The 16,762-nt window shown below is 62.3% G+C and carries 18 protein-coding genes, 1 tRNA gene and 1 pseudogene; 10 read left to right on the forward strand and 10 right to left on the reverse strand.

The window, feature by feature from the left end:
• Positions 1–25 precede the first annotated feature (25 nt).
• Positions 26–2,329 carry a Wzz/FepE/Etk N-terminal domain-containing protein gene (locus EN845_RS02250; RefSeq protein ID WP_127869614.1) on the reverse strand — a complete coding sequence of 768 codons (2,304 nt, stop codon included), beginning with the start codon at positions 2,327–2,329 and terminating at the stop codon, positions 26–28.
• A 255-nt stretch (positions 2,330–2,584) separates the two neighbouring features.
• Between EN845_RS02250 and EN845_RS02255 the strand changes: the two genes are divergently transcribed.
• The 5 genes from EN845_RS02255 (at position 2,585) to EN845_RS02275 (ending at position 7,311) form a co-directional block, all read left to right on the forward strand.
• Positions 2,585–3,148: a polysaccharide biosynthesis/export family protein gene (locus EN845_RS02255; RefSeq protein WP_127279587.1), complete on the forward strand. Its 564-nt coding sequence runs from the start codon at positions 2,585–2,587 to the stop codon at positions 3,146–3,148.
• Between the two features lie 11 nt (positions 3,149–3,159).
• Complete coding sequence (locus EN845_RS02260) at positions 3,160–4,290, forward strand: glycosyltransferase (RefSeq protein WP_127869615.1); 1,131 nt, start codon at positions 3,160–3,162, stop codon at positions 4,288–4,290.
• 88 nt (positions 4,291–4,378) lie between these two features.
• The gene (locus EN845_RS02265) at positions 4,379–5,914 is read left to right on the forward strand and encodes an undecaprenyl-phosphate glucose phosphotransferase (protein WP_127869616.1); all 1,536 of its coding nucleotides are present in this window, start codon (positions 4,379–4,381) and stop codon (positions 5,912–5,914) included.
• On the forward strand, positions 5,911–7,179 hold the full coding sequence (locus EN845_RS02270) for an O-antigen ligase family protein (protein ID WP_127869617.1): 1,269 nt from the start codon (positions 5,911–5,913) through the stop codon (positions 7,177–7,179). The genes EN845_RS02265 and EN845_RS02270 overlap by 4 nt, the downstream gene beginning before the upstream one ends.
• A 55-nt stretch (positions 7,180–7,234) precedes the next feature.
• A tRNA-Pro gene (locus EN845_RS02275) sits at positions 7,235–7,311 on the forward strand.
• Positions 7,312–7,409: 98 nt separating this feature from the next.
• Here EN845_RS02275 and EN845_RS02280 read toward each other — a convergent pair.
• Both EN845_RS02280 and EN845_RS02285 read right to left on the reverse strand, forming a co-directional pair.
• Positions 7,410–7,871: a YbaK/EbsC family protein gene (locus tag EN845_RS02280; RefSeq protein WP_127869618.1), complete on the reverse strand. Its 462-nt coding sequence runs from the start codon at positions 7,869–7,871 to the stop codon at positions 7,410–7,412.
• Positions 7,872–8,050: 179 nt separating this feature from the next.
• Positions 8,051–8,332, reverse strand: coding sequence for a helix-turn-helix transcriptional regulator (locus EN845_RS02285; RefSeq protein ID WP_127281021.1), 282 nt, complete (start codon positions 8,330–8,332; stop codon positions 8,051–8,053).
• A gap of 278 nt (positions 8,333–8,610) precedes the next feature.
• On the opposite strand from EN845_RS02285, the pseudogene EN845_RS02290 reads away from it, so the two are divergent.
• The 3 genes and pseudogenes from EN845_RS02290 to EN845_RS02300 form a co-directional block, all read left to right on the forward strand.
• Positions 8,611–9,210, forward strand: a pseudogene (locus EN845_RS02290) (hypothetical protein); the annotation flags it as partial.
• A 200-nt stretch (positions 9,211–9,410) separates the two neighbouring features.
• Positions 9,411–9,614, forward strand: coding sequence for a hypothetical protein (locus EN845_RS02295; protein WP_127869619.1), 204 nt, complete (start codon positions 9,411–9,413; stop codon positions 9,612–9,614).
• Between the two features lie 244 nt (positions 9,615–9,858).
• Positions 9,859–10,836 carry an ATP-grasp fold amidoligase family protein gene (locus tag EN845_RS02300; protein ID WP_127869620.1) on the forward strand — a complete coding sequence of 326 codons (978 nt, stop codon included), beginning with the start codon at positions 9,859–9,861 and terminating at the stop codon, positions 10,834–10,836.
• A gap of 73 nt (positions 10,837–10,909) precedes the next feature.
• Here the strand turns inward: EN845_RS02300 and EN845_RS02305 are convergent, their stop codons facing one another.
• The 7 genes from EN845_RS02305 to EN845_RS02335 all read right to left on the reverse strand — a co-directional run bounded on the left by EN845_RS02305 (position 10,910) and on the right by EN845_RS02335 (position 15,743).
• On the reverse strand, positions 10,910–11,212 hold the full coding sequence (locus tag EN845_RS02305) for a hypothetical protein (RefSeq protein WP_127869621.1): 303 nt from the start codon (positions 11,210–11,212) through the stop codon (positions 10,910–10,912).
• Positions 11,213–11,303: 91 nt separating this feature from the next.
• Positions 11,304–11,843 (reverse strand): MerR family transcriptional regulator, encoded by a 540-nt coding sequence (locus EN845_RS02310; RefSeq protein ID WP_127280880.1) that lies wholly within the window; start codon positions 11,841–11,843, stop codon positions 11,304–11,306.
• A 215-nt stretch (positions 11,844–12,058) separates the two neighbouring features.
• A complete protein-coding gene (locus EN845_RS02315; RefSeq protein ID WP_010915609.1) occupies positions 12,059–12,382 on the reverse strand; it encodes an integration host factor subunit alpha in 324 nt (107 codons plus the stop codon).
• Positions 12,383–12,483: 101 nt separating this feature from the next.
• On the reverse strand, positions 12,484–13,455 hold the full coding sequence (locus EN845_RS02320; protein ID WP_127869622.1) for a beta-ketoacyl-ACP synthase III: 972 nt from the start codon (positions 13,453–13,455) through the stop codon (positions 12,484–12,486).
• Between the two features lie 9 nt (positions 13,456–13,464).
• Positions 13,465–14,535 (reverse strand): phosphate acyltransferase PlsX, encoded by a 1,071-nt coding sequence (gene plsX, locus EN845_RS02325; RefSeq protein WP_127869623.1) that lies wholly within the window; start codon positions 14,533–14,535, stop codon positions 13,465–13,467.
• Positions 14,536–14,648: 113 nt separating this feature from the next.
• Positions 14,649–15,197 carry a DUF177 domain-containing protein gene (locus EN845_RS02330; protein WP_127276585.1) on the reverse strand — a complete coding sequence of 183 codons (549 nt, stop codon included), beginning with the start codon at positions 15,195–15,197 and terminating at the stop codon, positions 14,649–14,651.
• Positions 15,198–15,200: 3 nt separating this feature from the next.
• On the reverse strand, positions 15,201–15,743 hold the full coding sequence (locus EN845_RS02335) for a ubiquinol-cytochrome C chaperone family protein (protein ID WP_127276587.1): 543 nt from the start codon (positions 15,741–15,743) through the stop codon (positions 15,201–15,203).
• A 114-nt stretch (positions 15,744–15,857) separates the two neighbouring features.
• Here EN845_RS02335 and EN845_RS02340 point away from each other — a divergent pair, with 114 nt between their 5' ends.
• Together EN845_RS02340 and EN845_RS35955 are read left to right on the forward strand one after the other, a co-directional pair.
• Positions 15,858–16,370 (forward strand): outer membrane protein assembly factor BamE, encoded by a 513-nt coding sequence (locus EN845_RS02340; protein WP_127276589.1) that lies wholly within the window; start codon positions 15,858–15,860, stop codon positions 16,368–16,370.
• A 175-nt stretch (positions 16,371–16,545) separates the two neighbouring features.
• Positions 16,546–16,725, forward strand: a complete 180-nt coding sequence (locus EN845_RS35955) for a hypothetical protein (protein WP_245464284.1) — start codon at positions 16,546–16,548, stop codon at positions 16,723–16,725.
• The last annotated feature ends 37 nt before the right edge of the window (positions 16,726–16,762 follow it).

A 16,762-nucleotide genomic window follows, 5' to 3' on the forward strand; every position in this document is an offset into this window, starting at 1 on the left:
GGCGTGCCTTTGAGCGGCGGCTCTTTCAGGCTGCTGAACGCCGCCCTGGCACCGGATTGCCTGGCGGCTCGTGGCCGAGCGGCGTCACCAGCGTCAGGTCGGGATAGCCGCTCTCGATCAGCTTGACCGCGGCCTGCGTCACCTCGTCGTCGGCCTCCAGCATCGACAGGAACACCTCGGTGGCCTCCCCGCCCAGACGGCTGATGCCTTGCGCATCGGCCGGCCCGCACTCGACCACCACCAGATCATAGGCTGTCGTCAGCGACTGCATGATGATCGGCAGCCGGTCGGCGGCACGCATGGCACGCACCGGATCGGCGGTGCCCACCGGGATGACATGGCAGTCGGAATAGAGGTCGGCGTGGATCACGTCGCTGAACTGCGCCTGCGACGCCAGCAGATTGGTGATGCCGGGGAAAAGCCCGCTGTCCAGCATCGGCCGCGAGGCAGCCCCCGAGGCCGTGAGGTCGAGCAGCAGGACGCGCAGGCCGGCATCGGAAACCTCGCGCGCCACCAGGATCGCCGACGCCGCCGCTTCGTCGCCCTCGGGGGAAACGAATATGGCGCGCGCCGCCCCGCTGGCGATCAGCTTCTCGGCGGCCTTCTCGACGTCGATCTCGCCGAGCACGGAGCGCGGTCGCCGAACCTCCACGACGGGTTCAGGCTCGGCCATAGGTTCAGGTTTGGCCACGGGTTCAGGTTTCGCCAAGGATTCAGGCTCGGCGGCAGGCTCCGCTTTGGCGACAGGCTCGACCTCGGCGGCAGGTTGCGGCTGCGCCGGTGTTTGCGCGACCGTTTCGGGCCGTGATGCCTCGGAGGCGCGATTGGCGAATTCGTCGGCGATCGCCGGCTCCAGGCGGTTGGATGGCTCCTGATAAGCGGCTGGCGACATTGCCACCTCGTCGATCGGTTCAAGCCGCGCGCCGCTTGCCGGGCGCATGGCGCGGCCCGAGAAAAGTTCCCGCAGCAGCGTGAACACCGCCGCCAGCAGAAGGGAAGCCGCCGCGGCAGCGCCGACGATCGGCCCGACCTTGGGGAAGTACGGTTCGGAGGGGACCGAGGCCGGCGAGGCGATGCGAGCGTCGACCGGAACATAGTTGCGATCCTGACGCGACGCCGCCTCGCGATAATTGGTCAGGTAAAGTTCGAGTTGCTGGCGCTTGGCGGCGGCATCGCGCTGCAGCGCGTCGAGACCGACCTGCTGTTCGCCGGCCTGTGCCGAAGCAGCCTTGAGCGTGTTGACGTCGGCGACGAGTTGGTTTTCGCGCGACTTGGCGGCATCGGCCTGCATCGCCAGGCCCTTCATGATCTTCTGGGCTTCGCTGCGGATCTGCGCATCGAGATCGGCCAGCTGTGATTTGGCCGCGCGAATACGTGGATGATTGTCGAGCAGCGTCGTCGACAGATCGGCGATGTTAGCGCGCAGTTCGACCTGCCGTTCCCGCAAACGCTGGATCAGATCGGAAGACAGCACTTCCGGCAGTGAATCCAGCGATCCGCCATTTTGCAGTGCCTTGCGCACGCTCTCGGCCGTGCCTTCGGCCGCGGCGCGGTTGGCTCGCACCCGCGACAACTCGGTCGACAACTCGGCCAATTGCTGGGTGGCCAAGGTGGAATTGTTACCGCCCATCAGGAGGTCCGACTGGGCGCGGTAAGCCGCGACCTTGGCTTCGGCATCCCTGACCTGCTTGGACAGGTCGGCGATCTCGGGTGCCAGGAAGTCCGCGGCGGCGGTGTTCGATTCGCTCTTGGCCGCGCCCTGCCCCGCAATATAAGCCGCGGCAATGGCATCCGGGATGGCGGCGGCAAGCTTCGGATCCTCCGAAGAGAACTCGATGGCAATGATGCGAGTCTTTTCAACGCCGTAGACGTTGAGCTTCTCGCGCATTTTCTTCAGCACGCGTTCGTCGGCCGGAACATCCATCGGGTCGTTCTTCAGGCCAAGCAGGATCAGCACACGGCTCAGGGACGACATGTTGATCGTCTCGTCGAACTCAGACAATCGCGACAGGCCGAGTTTCTGGGCAACCTGCTTGAGGATTTCGTTGGACGAAATTATCTGGACCTGGGTGGCAACGCCCTGCTCATCGAGGATCGGCTTGTCGCTGTCCGGGTTGCTGCTGGCGGGCCGCGTATAGACGGATTCTCGCGGGGCGATCTCCACCTGCGTCTGGGCCTTGTAGTGTCGGGTCGCGAACGACGCGGCCGCGAAGGCAAGTCCCGTCACCACGAGAACGAAGACCAGAATCCGCAGCCAGTTCCGCCCCAGGCTGGCGAAGAGCTGCCTGAGATCAACGTCGACGTCTGCGGCCGCGGACTGAACGGACATGCATCCCTACTCCGAAACTGGGTCGGGACGCACCGTAAACAACTATGGTAACTCAGCCGTTAAGATCACGGTAAGCTTCCATTAGGGTTTACTGGCGGGCGATCGAAAAAATCGATAAAATCGCAAAACCTGCCCGTAAGAACGGCTATCGGCGCACTCCTTTACCGGCCATTAACCCTAACAGGATGATAACGGACCCGATCCCAGATGTTTGCTGCGACGCCGCAGCGGCCAGTCGAAGGTACCTGTCCGGTCATGAAAAGCACTGCTTCCCTCTTTCGCGCACTGCTTGCCGTGTCGATGCTCGCGGGCTGCTCCAGCTATCGGCCGACGCCGGCCGCCTTTCACGAGGTCCTCGACCAGCCGTATCGTCTCGGCGCCGGCGACCGTGTTCGCGTCACCGTGTTCGAGCAGGAGGGCCTGACCAATAGCTATAGCGTCGACCAGTCCGGCTACATCTCCTTCCCACTGGTCGGCGCCATTCCGGCACGTGGCCACACCGCGCAGCAGATGGAAAAGGAGATCGCCGACAAACTGCGGCAGGGCTATCTGCGCGACCCCGATGTCTCGGTCGAGATCGATCGTTACCGTCCGATCTTCGTCATGGGCGAAGTGGGCGCCGCCGGCCAGTATTCCTATGTGCCCGGCCTGACTGTGCAGAAGGCCATCGCCATCGCCGGCGGCTTCACGCCACGCGCCAACCAGGAGAGCGTCGACATCACCCGCGACATCAACGGCAAGGTGATAACCGGCCGCGTGGTCACTTCCGATCCGCTGCTGCCGGGAGATACCGTCTACGTCCGCGAACGCCTGTTCTGAACAGACACCTCGTGGCGGGCAAGCTCAGGATCGTCCACTGCTTTCGCTCACCCGTCGGAGGAATTTTCCGGCACGTGCGCGACCTGACGGAAGCGCAGGTCGCCGCCGGCCACATGGTCGGCATCGTTTGCGACTCCACCACCGGCGGCGAACTCGAGGAGCGCCTGTTCGAGCAGATGAAGGGCACGCTGGCGCTCGGCATCCATCGCACGCCAATGCAGCGCCATGTCGGCCCGGGCGACGTGACCTCGGCGCGGCGCACCTACAGGATCATCAAGGAATTGCGGCCGGACGTGCTGCACGGGCACGGCGCCAAGGGTGGCGTCTATGCCCGTCTGTTCGGCTCATTGTTGCGGGTATCAAGGTCTCGCGTAGCCCGCCTCTATTCGCCGCATGGCGGCTCTCTCCACTATGACGAGAACACAGCCACCGGAAAGCTGTTCTTCGCGCTCGAGTATCTCATGGCGCGCTTCACCGACAGCCTGCTGTTCGTCTCCGACTACGAGCGGCGGACCTATCGCAGGAAGGTAGGCGAGCCGCCGATCCCGAACACGCTGGTCTACAATGGACTTCGCGCCACCGAATTCGAGACGGTTACCGCCGGGTCCGATGCGGCTGATTTCCTCTATATCGGCATGATGCGGGACCTCAAGGGCCCAGATATCTTCATCGATGCGCTGGCCGCCGTCGCTTCCCGGCTTGGCCGAGCACCGAGTGCCGTGATGGTCGGCGATGGCGACGACCTGCCCCGCTACCACGAGCAGGTGAAGCGCCTGGGGCTTGAAGGCAATGTCCGCTTCCTGCCGCCTATGCCGGCCCGGGAGGCCTTTGTCCTGGCGGCGCTCGTCGTCGTTCCCTCGCGTGCCGAGGCCATGCCCTATACCGTGCTGGAGGCACTTGCCGCGGCAAGACCAATGATTGCGACCTCGGTCGGCGGCATACCGGAGATTTTCGGTTCAGGCTCCCCCGCCCTGATCCGGCCGGATGCGGCCGAACTCGCCGATAAGATGAGCCAGGCGCTGGGCGACCTCGCCGCCTATCGCAAATTGATGCCCGATGAATCCACGCTCAGGGCGCGCTTCGGCGCCGACGTCATGGCCGCCGAAATCGAGAAGGCGTATTTCGCCGCGCTGGCAAACTAGTCCCAAGCTCTTCCAAAGCCATGGGTTGTTTCAAGGGTTTCTTAGCTCTCTTTTGCTAATCACCCTGGGGAAGCTTGCGGACTGTTCCATGAACGAGATCGACCCCGCGCACCGCTTTTCATCAGAAGCGGTCCGTAAATTCGACGGCCCTGCCGAAGGCGACAAGCCCGGCGGCATGAACGACGTTGCCCGACAGGTCGCGTCGCAATACCGGCGCGATACAATGTCGCCGATCATGGTCAGCGGCGTGCTGCGCATGGTCGAATTCGCGGTGCTCCTGGTCTCGGGGCTTTGCGTCTATTTCTACTATGTCGGATTCTTCAATTACCTGGCCTGGCAATATCCGCTGACGATCGCCGCCGCGTCGTTCCTCGCCGTGGTGCTGCTCGATGTCACGGATTGCTACCAGGTCGTATCCCTGATGCGGCCGATCGCCAATTTCGGGCGCATCCTGCTGGTCTGGGCCGGGACCTTCGCCCTGATGGCGTTGACGGCATTCGTCATGAAGATGTCGCAAGACTATTCGCGCCTGCTGTTCGGCACCTGGTTCGTCGTTGCCTTTGTCTGCCTCTTCGGCCTCAGGCTGGTGATGTCGAAGCTGATCCGGCGCTGGGCGCGCGATGGCAGCATGGAACGGCGCGCCGTCATCGTCGGTGGCGGCAAGGCGGCGGAAGTGCTCATCCGCTCGGTGGAAAAGCAGCCTTACAATGACATCCGCATCTGCGGCATCTTCGATGACCGCAACGACAAGCGTTCGCCAGCCCTCGTCGCCGGCTATCCCAAGCTCGGCACCATTTCGGAACTGATCGAATTCGCCCGCATCGCCCGCATCGACATGCTGATCGTGTCGTTGCCGCTGACCGCCGAATCGCGCGTGCTGCAATTGCTGAAGAAACTGTGGGTGCTGCCGGTCGACATCCGACTGTCGGCGCATTCCAATGCGTTGCAATTTCGTCCGCGCGCCTATTCCTACATCGGCTCGGTGCCGATGCTCGATATCTTCGACAAGCCGATCAACGATTGGGATTCGGTCGCCAAGCGCGCCTTCGACATCATCTTCAGCCTCATCGGCATCGTCGCGTTCTCACCTGTGATGCTTGCCACCGCAATCGCCATCAAGCTCGACAGCAAGGGACCGGTGCTGTTCAAGCAGAAGCGGCACGGCTTCAACAACGAGGTGATCGAAGTCTACAAATTCCGCTCTATGTACACCGACAGGTCGGACCCGACCGCCAAGCAGACGGTGACCAAGAACGATCCGCGCGTCACCCGTGTCGGCCGCTTCATCCGCAAGACGTCGATCGACGAGCTGCCGCAATTCTTCAACTCGCTGCTCGGCTCGCTCTCGCTCATCGGTCCGCGTCCGCACGCCATAGCCGCGCAGTCGCACAATTTGCTCTACAACGAAGTGGTCGATGGCTATTTCGCGCGCCACAAGGTCAAGCCAGGGGTCACCGGCTGGGCCCAGATCAATGGCTGGCGCGGCGAGATGGACACCAATGAAAAGATCCGCATGCGGACGGAGTATGACCTCTATTACATCGAGAACTGGTCGCTGCTGTTCGATCTGCGGATCCTGTTCCTGACGCCGATCCGGCTGCTCAATACGGAAAACGCCTATTGAGCGCGATCAGCCATGATCTGCCGCGCGCGGCGATCAACGCCAAGCTGATCACGCTGATTTCCTCGAGCGCGGTCGTGCTCGGCATTCTTCTGTCGGGCTTCGTCATCAGCGAGCCGGCGCCTTACGAAATTTACATGGCCGCGCTTATCGCCATCTGGGCCCTGTTCGGCCTGCGGATTTCGCGCGCGGCCATGCCGCTGCTGGTGCCGCTGGTGACCATGAACATCGGCGGCATGATCTCCATGACGCAGATGGCGGACCTCGCCTATACGCCGCTCTATCTCGCCGTGTCGCTGTTTCTCGCCTTCAGCGCGGTGTTCTTCGCATCGGTCACCGCAACGCAGCCGAACCTCTACCGGCTGATCTTCAATGCCTATGTCGTCTCGGCCGTGGCCACGTCGCTGCTTGGCATAGCAGGCTATTTCCACGCCTTCCCCGGCGCGGAAATGTTCACCAAATACGACCGCGCCGCCGGTGCCTTCCAGGACCCGAACGTGTTCGGGCCGTTCCTGGTGCTGCCCGGCATCTACCTGCTCTATCTGCTGTTGACCGGACCGGTCACGCGCATGCCGCTGCTGGCCGTGCCGCTGCTGATCATCAGCGCCGGTATTTTCTTCTCGTTCTCGCGCGGCGCCTGGGGCATGTTCGCGGTCTCGGCCATCCTGCTCACCGGCTGCCTGTTCCTGCAGAGCGCCAGCGGCATGTTCCGGCTGCGCGTGGTAATCATGACCATCGCCGCCCTGTCGCTGCTTGCCGTCGCCATCATCGTCATATTGCAATTGCCTGGGGTGGCGGAGATGTTTTCCAGCCGCGCCCACCTCGAACAGAGCTACGACACCGCCCGCCTCGGCCGCTTCGCGCGCTACTCGATCGGTTTCCAGATGGCCATGGAGCACCCGTTCGGCATCGGGCCGCTGGTCTTCGGCACGATCTACGGCGAGGACACACACGACATCTGGCTGAAAATGCTGATGGATTATGGCTGGCTCGGCTTCGTCTCGTTCCTGACGCTGGTCGTCTGGACGATATCGGCCGGATTCCGCATCCTGCTGCGCGACCGGCCGTGGCAGCCCTACCTGCTGTGCGCCTACGTCGCCTTTATCGGCAATATCGGGCTCGGCACCTTCATCGACATCGACCACTGGCGCCACATGTACCTGCTGCTCGGCTTGATCTGGGGCGCCATCGCCCTGGAATACCGCCACCAGCGGCTGTTGAGGCCGGTCTTGCCGGCCTCATTCAAACCAGGGATCGCGGTAAGATAATTATGCGGAAATCGGTTGACCCGAGCCGGGTTATCACGATACATCGCGACCGGTCCGGAGTGTAGCGCAGCCCGGTAGCGCACTTGACTGGGGGTCAAGGGGTCGTCGGTTCGAATCCGGCCACTCCGACCATTTCGAAGCAGGACTTGCCCCCAAAAGTCCGCCCTGCCGCATCACCTAATTCTCGAATTGCCCGTTTTGCCCAGCTCAGCTCCTGATTGGATCCGGCGCTAACCTTGGCACACATCCACCCATTGCGCGCCAGTAAGCTCAACCATGCGCTGCGGTGCAACGCGCACCGCAGCGTTGGTGGCGCCGGCGGCGGGTACCACCTCGACGAATTCACGCAGCGAGACGTCGCAATAGACCGGCAGCGGTGACGGCAGGCCGAACGGACAGACACCGCCCACCGGATGGCTCGTGGCAGCGACAACCTCTTGCGCGTCCAGCATGCGCGGTTTGCCGCCGAACTGGTCCTTGAACTTGCGGTTATCCAGCCTGGCGATGCCGCTGGTCACGACCAGCATGGTGCGCTCGCCGACGCGAAGGCAGATGGTCTTGGCGATCTGCGCCGGCAACACGCCATGCGCCTCCGCCGCCAGCGTCACCGTCGCCGAACTTGCTTGCGTGACAATGACCTCGATGTCAGGCGCGTGAGCAGCAAAGAAGGCACCAACGGAATCCAGGCTCATATCGAAAAACTCACGGTTCCCGCTGCATGGCAGATGCGATCGGCGCGGATTTGGATGTCGCACCTATAAACACGTGCGATTTGCAGATCGGCAAGCCCGGCCTGCCGGAGAATGCCGGCATCAACAAGAAACCCGCCAAGCGGGCCTTGGCGGGTTTCTTGGGCATGCCTGCCGCCGACCTATGCCTGGGGCCGGCCTTGTGCGGCCAGTGTCGGTGCGGACGCAATGGGAGCGTCCTGGGGCAGACGAAGCGCGGACGCAATACGACGCAGCTTCGCCGGATCGGCCGTTCGGCCGCTCTCGATGTCCTCGATCTCGTCGACTGAGAGGCCGCAGGTCAGGGAAAGCGCTTCGAGGCTGTATCCGCGCGTTTCCCGCATTGCCCTGAGGGTATTGTAATCGGGCCCGATCTCGTTGGCTAATGGTTCGGAGAGGGCGTGGCTTTTTGCATTGTTGGGCATTGGCAACTCCGTTGGCTGAAAGCGTTTGATCAAAATGGGATGTTGCCTGAGACGAGCAGGAAGATGCCCTCTCGCCGGCGATTTGCCAAGCGCCAAACCGACCGTCACGGGATCGTGAAGCGGATGTCCATGCGGCTGCCTCGTCCTGTCCCGATCAAGTTGTTTTGAACGCGTGAGCGGCTTTTGCCCGGCAGTTTCGCTCCATCCGGTCGTTATCTCGATGTCGCCGGCGTGAAACCATCCCGTTCCAGCCAGCCTTTCCCAAAAGGATACCCCTAATGAACCTCAAGACATCCCTCTTCGTGCTCGGCACGATTTCCATGCTTTCCGGCGTCGGTGTGGCCAGCGCGCAGGCGGCGGACGCATTGCGCGTGCGCGGCACGGTGGTCAGTTTCGAGCCGTCGCTGCTGACCGTGAAAACCCGTCAAGGCGATACTTCCGCGATCAAGCTGAAAGACGGCTGGAAGCTGTCAGGCGTTGCCAAAGCGTCTGTAAACGACATCAAGCAGGGCGATTTCCTCGGCATCGCCTCTGTCTCCAAGGCCGACGGCGGCAGCGGCGCGCTGGAAGTGGTGGTCTTTCCGGCTGCCTTGAAAGGCACTGGCGAGGGGGACCGCCCCTGGGACCTTGAGCCGAACAGCCGCATGACCAACGGCACCGTCGCCGACGTCACCGACATAAACGGGCGGGCGGTGACGTTGACCTATGACAATGGTCAGACGAAGAAGATCTCGATACCCGACGGTACGCCCGTCGTCACGTTCGCGCCGGCCGCGGCGGCCGATCTCAAGCCAAGCGCGACGGTTTTCGTTACCGCTCAGCGCGAGGCTGACGGCACGCTGAGTGCCAGCCGCGTCGTTGTGGGAAACAAAGGTCTATGTAGGCCAAAACGGACGACACGGCTTTCGGCCTGCGCCCTCGCAACGGTGCAGGCCCTCCGGCTTGCCCGGCAACAGTCCAGAAACAAAATTCTACAGTCGGGAAATACTGACGAAAAAATTCAGGAGCGTAATTCCATTCGCGGCGATCGGGATATCGGCCCGATTGATACCTGCCTGCGAAAGAAGGAAACGATCCAATGAAGAAGTCCCTCCTCTCGGCCCTCGGGCTTGCAGCTGCAATCGCTTTCGCGGTGCCGGTGGTCGGCGCGACGAAAGCGGACGCGGCCCCGATGGCAAAGCATCATCATCATCATCACCATCATCGCCACCACCATCGCTATCACCACCATCACCACCACCATCATCACCACATGAAGAAGATGACAAAGAAGACCTACTAAGCATACCAGACTGCCAGAGAAGACCGGTCTTGGCTTCCTGTTCGAGGCCGGTCTTCTCCGGTCATGCAATGCCTGGCCCGGACGACCCGGGCTAATCCGACTGCCGGATGGCGGCGACGGTCCAGCTGTAGCGACAACAAGCAAGTGCCTTTGACGCGACGCCAAACCGCGATACGGCAAGGGGTACTTCCAACCGGCACGCTGCGCCGGATCAGGCTTCGCCAACAAGGCCAGGGTATCCCCGATGACGGCCAAGGCCGATCTTTCCCGGACAGACCGCATTGTCCTGTCGGTCGCGCGATTGTGGCTGACGCTGCGCCATCCTGTCCTTGTCGTACGATTTGTCATGAAACTGGGCTATCTGCCCAATCCGGCCGCGCCCGTGCGCTATAACGAGCTTTTGCTCTGGCGAAAGATCCTCGATCGCAACCCGCTATTCGTGACGCTGACCGACAAGCTCGCGGCCAAGGCTCATATCCGGGAAACCTGCCGCGATGTCGCCGTGCCAAAGACGCTCTGGTCCGGGCGCGACCCTGCCGACCTTCCACCTGATCTGCTGACCGGAGACGTCGTGGTCAAGGCAAACCATGGCTGCGCCATGAACATTTTTGTCTCCAACGGCGAACCCGATCGCGCCGCCATCGTGCGCAAGGCCAGCCGCTGGCTCAAAAAACGCTACGGCCGGCGCAATGGCGAATGGGCCTATTGGCCTGTCGTACCGGCTGTTTTCGTGGAGGAGCCGCTGGCACTCAGCGGCGGGACGATCGCCACCGACATCAAGGTCCATCTCTGCAGCGGGGTGATATCCCATGTCTGGGTGGAGGATAAGCACGCCAAGCGCTCGCTGCTGTTCGACCGCGACGCCAATCCGTTGCCCGGCCGCGATCCAGACTATCCCGGGGAGGACCAGGCCTTGCCTGTCAATGCGCGGCTCGTCGCCTATGTCCGCCAGGCGATCTCGATCGCGCCCGGCATAGCCGGCGACCTCGATTATATCCGTATCGATTTTCTGGTCACCGACGATCGTCTCTATGCCGGCGAGGTCACCGTCTACTCGGCCGCCGGATATGGCACATGGACAAACCCGGCGATCGCCGGGGAAATCGAACGGCTGTGGCGGCTCGATCAATCCGCATTCTTGCGTCGGAAGCACAAGCGGGCCGTGCGCCTCTATGCCGACGCGCTTCGTGCCAGATGCCGGAGCGGCACTACAAAGCGCTGATATGAATGAGAATGGCGGCCGGCCTGGAAAGGCGAGCCGCCATTTCTCCGGATTCCTTGTCCTGGGGTGGCAGTCAGCGCCGGCTAAACAGCAGGCTGGCGACGAGACCGAGCACGACAAGGCCGACCGCAGCGGCGGCCGCCGGATGGTCGCGTGCCGATTTCTCGATCACCCTGCCCTGTCTGCGGATTGCCGGCATGGCATCTCGCAGGCGCTCCGCAAGATCCGAATATGTATCAAGAGCAGCATCACGGCCGTCTTCATAATAAGCGCCACCCCGCTTTGACACTGCCTTGCGCAACGCCGCGAGTTCCCTCGAGAGAGCCGCGACCTGCTTTTCGAGGTCGATGTCCGAAAGGGTCGAAAATGAAGCCATCATGCGTTTCCTTGTCTTGCAGAAGGAAACGTAACGCCTCACCCGACCGCCGGTTCCGGTTTCGAGGCGTCAAAGCACCCGGTGCTCGCGGTCAGCGCACCTGGTCAAGCAGACGCTTGCATTCCAGGAGGTCGAACAGCGCCTCCTGCAGCAGCGCGCGATTGTCACGCGAGAGTTTCGACGCGTCCGGCGCGACCGGACCTTCCTCGTCGCTCTTGCCCAGGCCGAAGAAGCGGCGGCTGGGCTTGACCCTTGGCTGGCCAACCAGTTCGTCATCTCCGCCGCGCGGCTGTGCAGCCGGCGTCAGCGGCACCTGGTCGGCCTGCTTGCGTTGCGAGATCGCCTCGACCGCGGCCATGTCGCCATTGCCGATGGCGACCAGGAAATGATTGCCGTTTTCACGCAGCAGCTTCTGCACGCCCTTGATGGTGTAGCCCTGGTCATAGAGCATGTGGCGGATGCCCTTGATCAGTTCGACATCCTGCGGTCGGTAGTAGCGGCGGCCGCCGCCGCGCTTCATCGGCTTGATCTGGTTGAAGCGCGTCTCCCAGAAACGCAGCACATGCTGCGGCAGGTCGAGATCTTCCGCGACCTCGCTGATAGTGCGGAAGGCGTCGGGGCTCTTGTCCATGGGCGAAATCCTCACGCTGGAGCGTGGCCCGGAACGGTCTTCAGACGAGATCGCGCCCAACGAGGAGAAGAGCTTGTTCCGCCAGCGCGGAACAGATCATACGCCAGAACACCAATCCGGCCATACCGCCGAATCGGGCCCTATTTCAGCGGTTTGTGAAGCAATATTCAAGCCCGCCGTCATCGCCGCGCCGGTTTTCAACCGGGCAATGAAGGCTATTTTCCGCCCTTGGCCTTGCTGTTCTGGTGAGAACGCAAGATGCGGTTCTTCAACACGTTGGACGATTTGAAGGTCATCACCCGGCGCGGCAGGATCGGAACTTCCTCGCCGGTCTTGGGATTGCGTCCGATGCGCTCATTCTTGGAGCGGACATGAAATGTCGCGAAGGACGACAGCTTCACTGTCTCGCCGCGCACGATCGCTTCACAGATTTCGTCCAGCACGGCCTCGACGAGTTCGGCGGACTCAGTGCGCGACAGGCCGACCTTTCTGTAGACGGCCTCGGCCAGGTCGGCGCGAGTAAGTGTTTTTCCCCCCATGCGACCGTCCCATCAGTTCAAACGTAAAATCGGCACAACAGCGGCAGAGCCTAAGTAATTGATCCGGCAAGGTCAAGGACCGAAACCGGACCGTTCTCCACTTACCAGCGAACCAGAACGGCGCCCCAGGTGAAGCCGCCGCCCATCGCCTCCAGGAGCACCAGGTCACCCTTCTTGATGCGGCCGTCGGCGACGGCCACCGACAGCGCCAGCGGTACGGAGGCAGCCGAGGTGTTACCGTGCAAATCGACGGTCACCACCACCTTTTGCTCTGCTATCCCGAGCTTTTTGGCTGAAGCGTCAATAATCCGTTTATTGGCCTGGTGAGGCACGAACCAATCAAGGTCTTCGGCGGTAATCCCAGCGGCCGAGAAGGTCGCCTCGATGACATCGGTGATCATGCCGACCGCGTGCTTGAAGACCTCGCGGCCTTCCATGCGCAAATGACCGACCGTTCCCGTCGTCGACGGCCCGCCGTCGACGAAAAGCTTCTCCTTGTGCGCGCCGTCGGAACGCAGGCTGGCCGCCAGGACGCCCCGGTCGGCGATCGTGCCGGCCCCCTCGCCCGCTTCCAGAACCAGCGCACCGGCGCCGTCGCCAAACAGCACGCAGGTCGAGCGATCACTCCAGTCGAGAATGCGCGAAAAGGTTTCCGAGCCGATGACCAGCACGCGCTTTGCCAGGCCGCCGCGGATATAGAGGTCGGCTGTCGCCACCGCATAGACGAAGCCGGAGCACACCGCCTGCATGTCGAAGGCAAAACCGTGGTGCATACCGAGCCGGTTCTGGATTTCGACGGCAGTCGCGGGGAAGGTGTTGTTTGGCGTCGAAGTCGCCAGCACGATCAGATCGACGTCGTCCGGGGTCAATCCGGCATCGGCAAGGGCGGCGCGCGCCGCGGCCTCGCCCAGGGAAGCCGTCGTCTCGTCGTCAGCCGCGATATGGCGCTGGCGGATGCCGGTGCGCTGGGCGATCCACTCGTCGGAGGTCTCGACCATGCCTTCAAAATCGGCATTCTTCATGATGCGGCGGGGCAGCGCGGAGCCCGTGCCGCGCACAACTGATCTGATCAAAATTCTTTCCTATTCCTTTGCGTCGGTAACGACGTCGGATTTCCTAGATGTCAGGGCATGCGGGTTGCGCGCATGGAACAGATCGAGGTCGGCCTCGATGCGGTCGAGCAGATTGTTGCGCACCATGTCGTAGCCGAGTTCGATCGCCGCGGCGAAACCATCCGAATCGGCGCCGCCATGGCTTTTGACGACGATGCCGTTCAGCCCCAGGAACACGCCGCCATTGGAGCGGCCGACATCCATCTTTTCGCGCAGGCGGTCGAAGGCGCCCTTGGCGAAGACATAGCCGATCTTGGCCATCAGCGTGCGGCTCATCGCGGCCCGCAGATAGCCGCCTATCTGGCGGGCGGTGCCTTCAGCCGTCTTCAGCGCGATGTTGCCGGCGAAGCCTTCCGTCACCACGACGTCGACCGTCCCCTTGCCGATGTCGTCGCCTTCGACGAAGCCATGGTAGTTCATCGAGGCCATGTTGGCTTCGCGCAACATGCGTCCCGCTTCCTTGACCTCTTCCTGGCCCTTGATCTCTTCCACGCCGACATTGAGCAGGCCGACCGTGGGCCGGGCGATGCCGAATACGGAACGCGCCATGCCGGTGCCGAGAATGGCAAAATCGATGAGTTGGTGCGCATCGGCGCCAATGGTGGCGCCCACATCCAGAACCACGCTTTCGCCACGCAATGTCGGCCACAATGCCGCAATCGCCGGGCGTTCGATGGTGGCCATGGTGCGCAGGCAGAATTTCGACATCGCCATCAGCGCGCCGGTGTTGCCGGCGGAAATGCATGCATCCGCGGCGCCCGATTTGACCGCCTCGACCGCCTTCCACATCGACGATTTCCAGCGGCCGTGGCGCAGCGCCTGGCTCGGTTTGTCGTCCATCCTGACCGCGATCTCGCAGTGGAAGAACTCGCTGACCTCGGCCAATTTGGGGAACTTGGCGAGTTCGGGGCGCACCAGTTCCTCACGTCCGTAGATGACGAAGCGGATGTCGGGACGGCGGGTCGCGACCGTCATGAGCGCTGGAATGACCACGGTTGGTCCGTGATCGCCGCCCATGGCATCGATGGAAATCCTGATCACGCGGTATTCATCTCACGGTTAGGCGGCAAGTCGTTTTAGTGATCGCAAAGGCTCGGCGAAAATAGCGGTTTTAGGCTGTCGCACAACCGACTTTTCCGTCGCGGGCGAGGTTTTCAGGATTTTCCCAGCAAGGATCGCAGTTTTTGCTGAAATTCATTCTCCGCCGATCCGGTGTCGTCACCGGCATCAAGCGACGCGCCGGGCTTGCGCGGATAGGGGTCGATCGCCAATCCGAAGAACTGTTCGGCAAGCGCCCCGACATCGATGGTGTCGCCCGAAAATGTCTCGGGGCTATCGGGCCCATCCGCGTCGAGCAGAATCTCGCCGCCGCCATCGAACCCCTGCCGTCCGAGCTTGGAGTCCTCGGGCAAGAGCAGCGCCTCGACCGGCTCATCGATATGTGCCTGGACGGGGTCGAGCGTGACGATGCAGGCCTGGGTGATGTCTGCCTCGACACGGCCGCTGACCTTGACGCCATTGCGCTTCCACGACGCAACGAGCAGTTCGGCGCGATAGGCTTCGACCGACAGCAACCCGTGCGCCTCGGCGAGCGCGGCGCGTTGCGCGGGGTCGGCCTCGATCACCACGGGCAGCCCCTTCTGTGGCAGCCGGGCGACATTGGCGAAAAAGGATACCGGACTTTGCATATCGGCGTGTTTCATCGATCAGCCTCCGTTGGCTCCTGGAAATGCCACAGTGCCGGCAACGATCGATTCGGTCGGCTGCGCATTCAGTTGCCGGCTGGCGTCGGCGACATACCCTGCCAAACGCGATGCTTCCGACCAGGCGTCGGCGTCGGGACGGACATTACGGGCAAGTGCCGCGGTCAGACCATCATGATCGCCTCGTTCCAGCGCATCATCATAGGCGGCGGTGCGGCCATAGAACATCTTCGCCAGTTTCTTCATGCGTTTTGGCACACCGACGTCGCCAATGCCCAGTTCCCGCAGCGAATGATCGACATCGAGGAAGAACTCGTCGATCAGCACCTGCGCGATCTCCTGGGCCACGCCGTCTTCGCCGCGCAAGCGGTGCTGGACCAGGAACATGTGCAGCGAAAGCATCTCGAAACGGCCGAGCGGCGTGTCCGGCACATTCCAATGGGAATAAAAAACAGTCTGCCGCGCCGCCGCCACGATTTGTGCGTAAAGCGCGTCAGTGATGGCGCGGTTGGCGTGGCGTTCGCGGCCAAAAAGGCGCTGGAACATGGGGATGGTCTCCGGGGACCGTTTGTTGAATTGGCCTTGTTGCATCGGCAAGCAAGCTGGTTTACCGGTTTTGCGGCCCAGCGCAAGTTGCGGCGATATAATGGAGAATTGTTGTTGCGCGCGCTGAATTTCAAGTCGACCTTCTCGTCCAGGCCCGCCGGCGCGATCTCGCTGCTGGTTGTCATATCGGCGCTCTCGGCATGCCACACCAACAAGATGATCGGTGACCTCAGTCCGAGCGAAACGTTCACGCAAGGGTATGTCTATGACCAGCAGGCCGTCGATTCGGTGCCCGTCGGTTCCAGCCGCGAACAGGTGCTTCTGGCGCTTGGCACACCATCGACGACGGCGACGTTCGACAACGAGGCGTTTTATTACATTTCGCAAACCCGCAAACGCTATGTCGCCTTCGACAAGCCCAGGCTCGTCGACCAGAAAGTGCTCGCGGTCTATTTCGGTGCGGACGGCCGCGTCACCCAGATCGCCAATTACGGCTTGAAGGACGGCAAGATCTTCGACTTCATCTCGCGCACCACGCCGACCGGCGGCAAGGACCAGAACTTCCTCAGCCAGATCATCAACGGCGCCAGCAAGCTGGCCCCCAGCATGCCCGGCGGCACCCCCTGATTTCTAGATTCCTGCTTCCCTAGAATCCTGCTTCCCTGACCTTGGGGAACGGAAATGTCTCAGGCGACCGAAAACCCGTGGGAGCGATCTCACGGGTTTTTGTTTGGCCAATGAGGAGCCGGCTTGTCAGGGATGTGGCAAACCCATATCAACCGGCCAGGCTTGGGGCTTGGACATGAGCGGTGACGACCGTGCGGTGCCGGATGGCTGGATGACGACGGGGACACCTGACCGGCAGACAGTGACATCGGACTGGCTTGCCATCGATCCGCCGCCGATCGACGGCGTCAGGATCAAGGAAATCAGGCCGGTCGCAACGTCCAACCCGCGAGGATCGCTCCTCGCGGGTTCTTGATTTCAAGCGTTGAGCTATTTCAAGTTTCCGGGCTCCC

The sequence above is a fragment of the Mesorhizobium sp. M8A.F.Ca.ET.202.01.1.1 genome, from assembly GCF_004791595.1.
Taxonomy (GTDB): Bacteria; Pseudomonadota; Alphaproteobacteria; order Rhizobiales; family Rhizobiaceae; genus Mesorhizobium.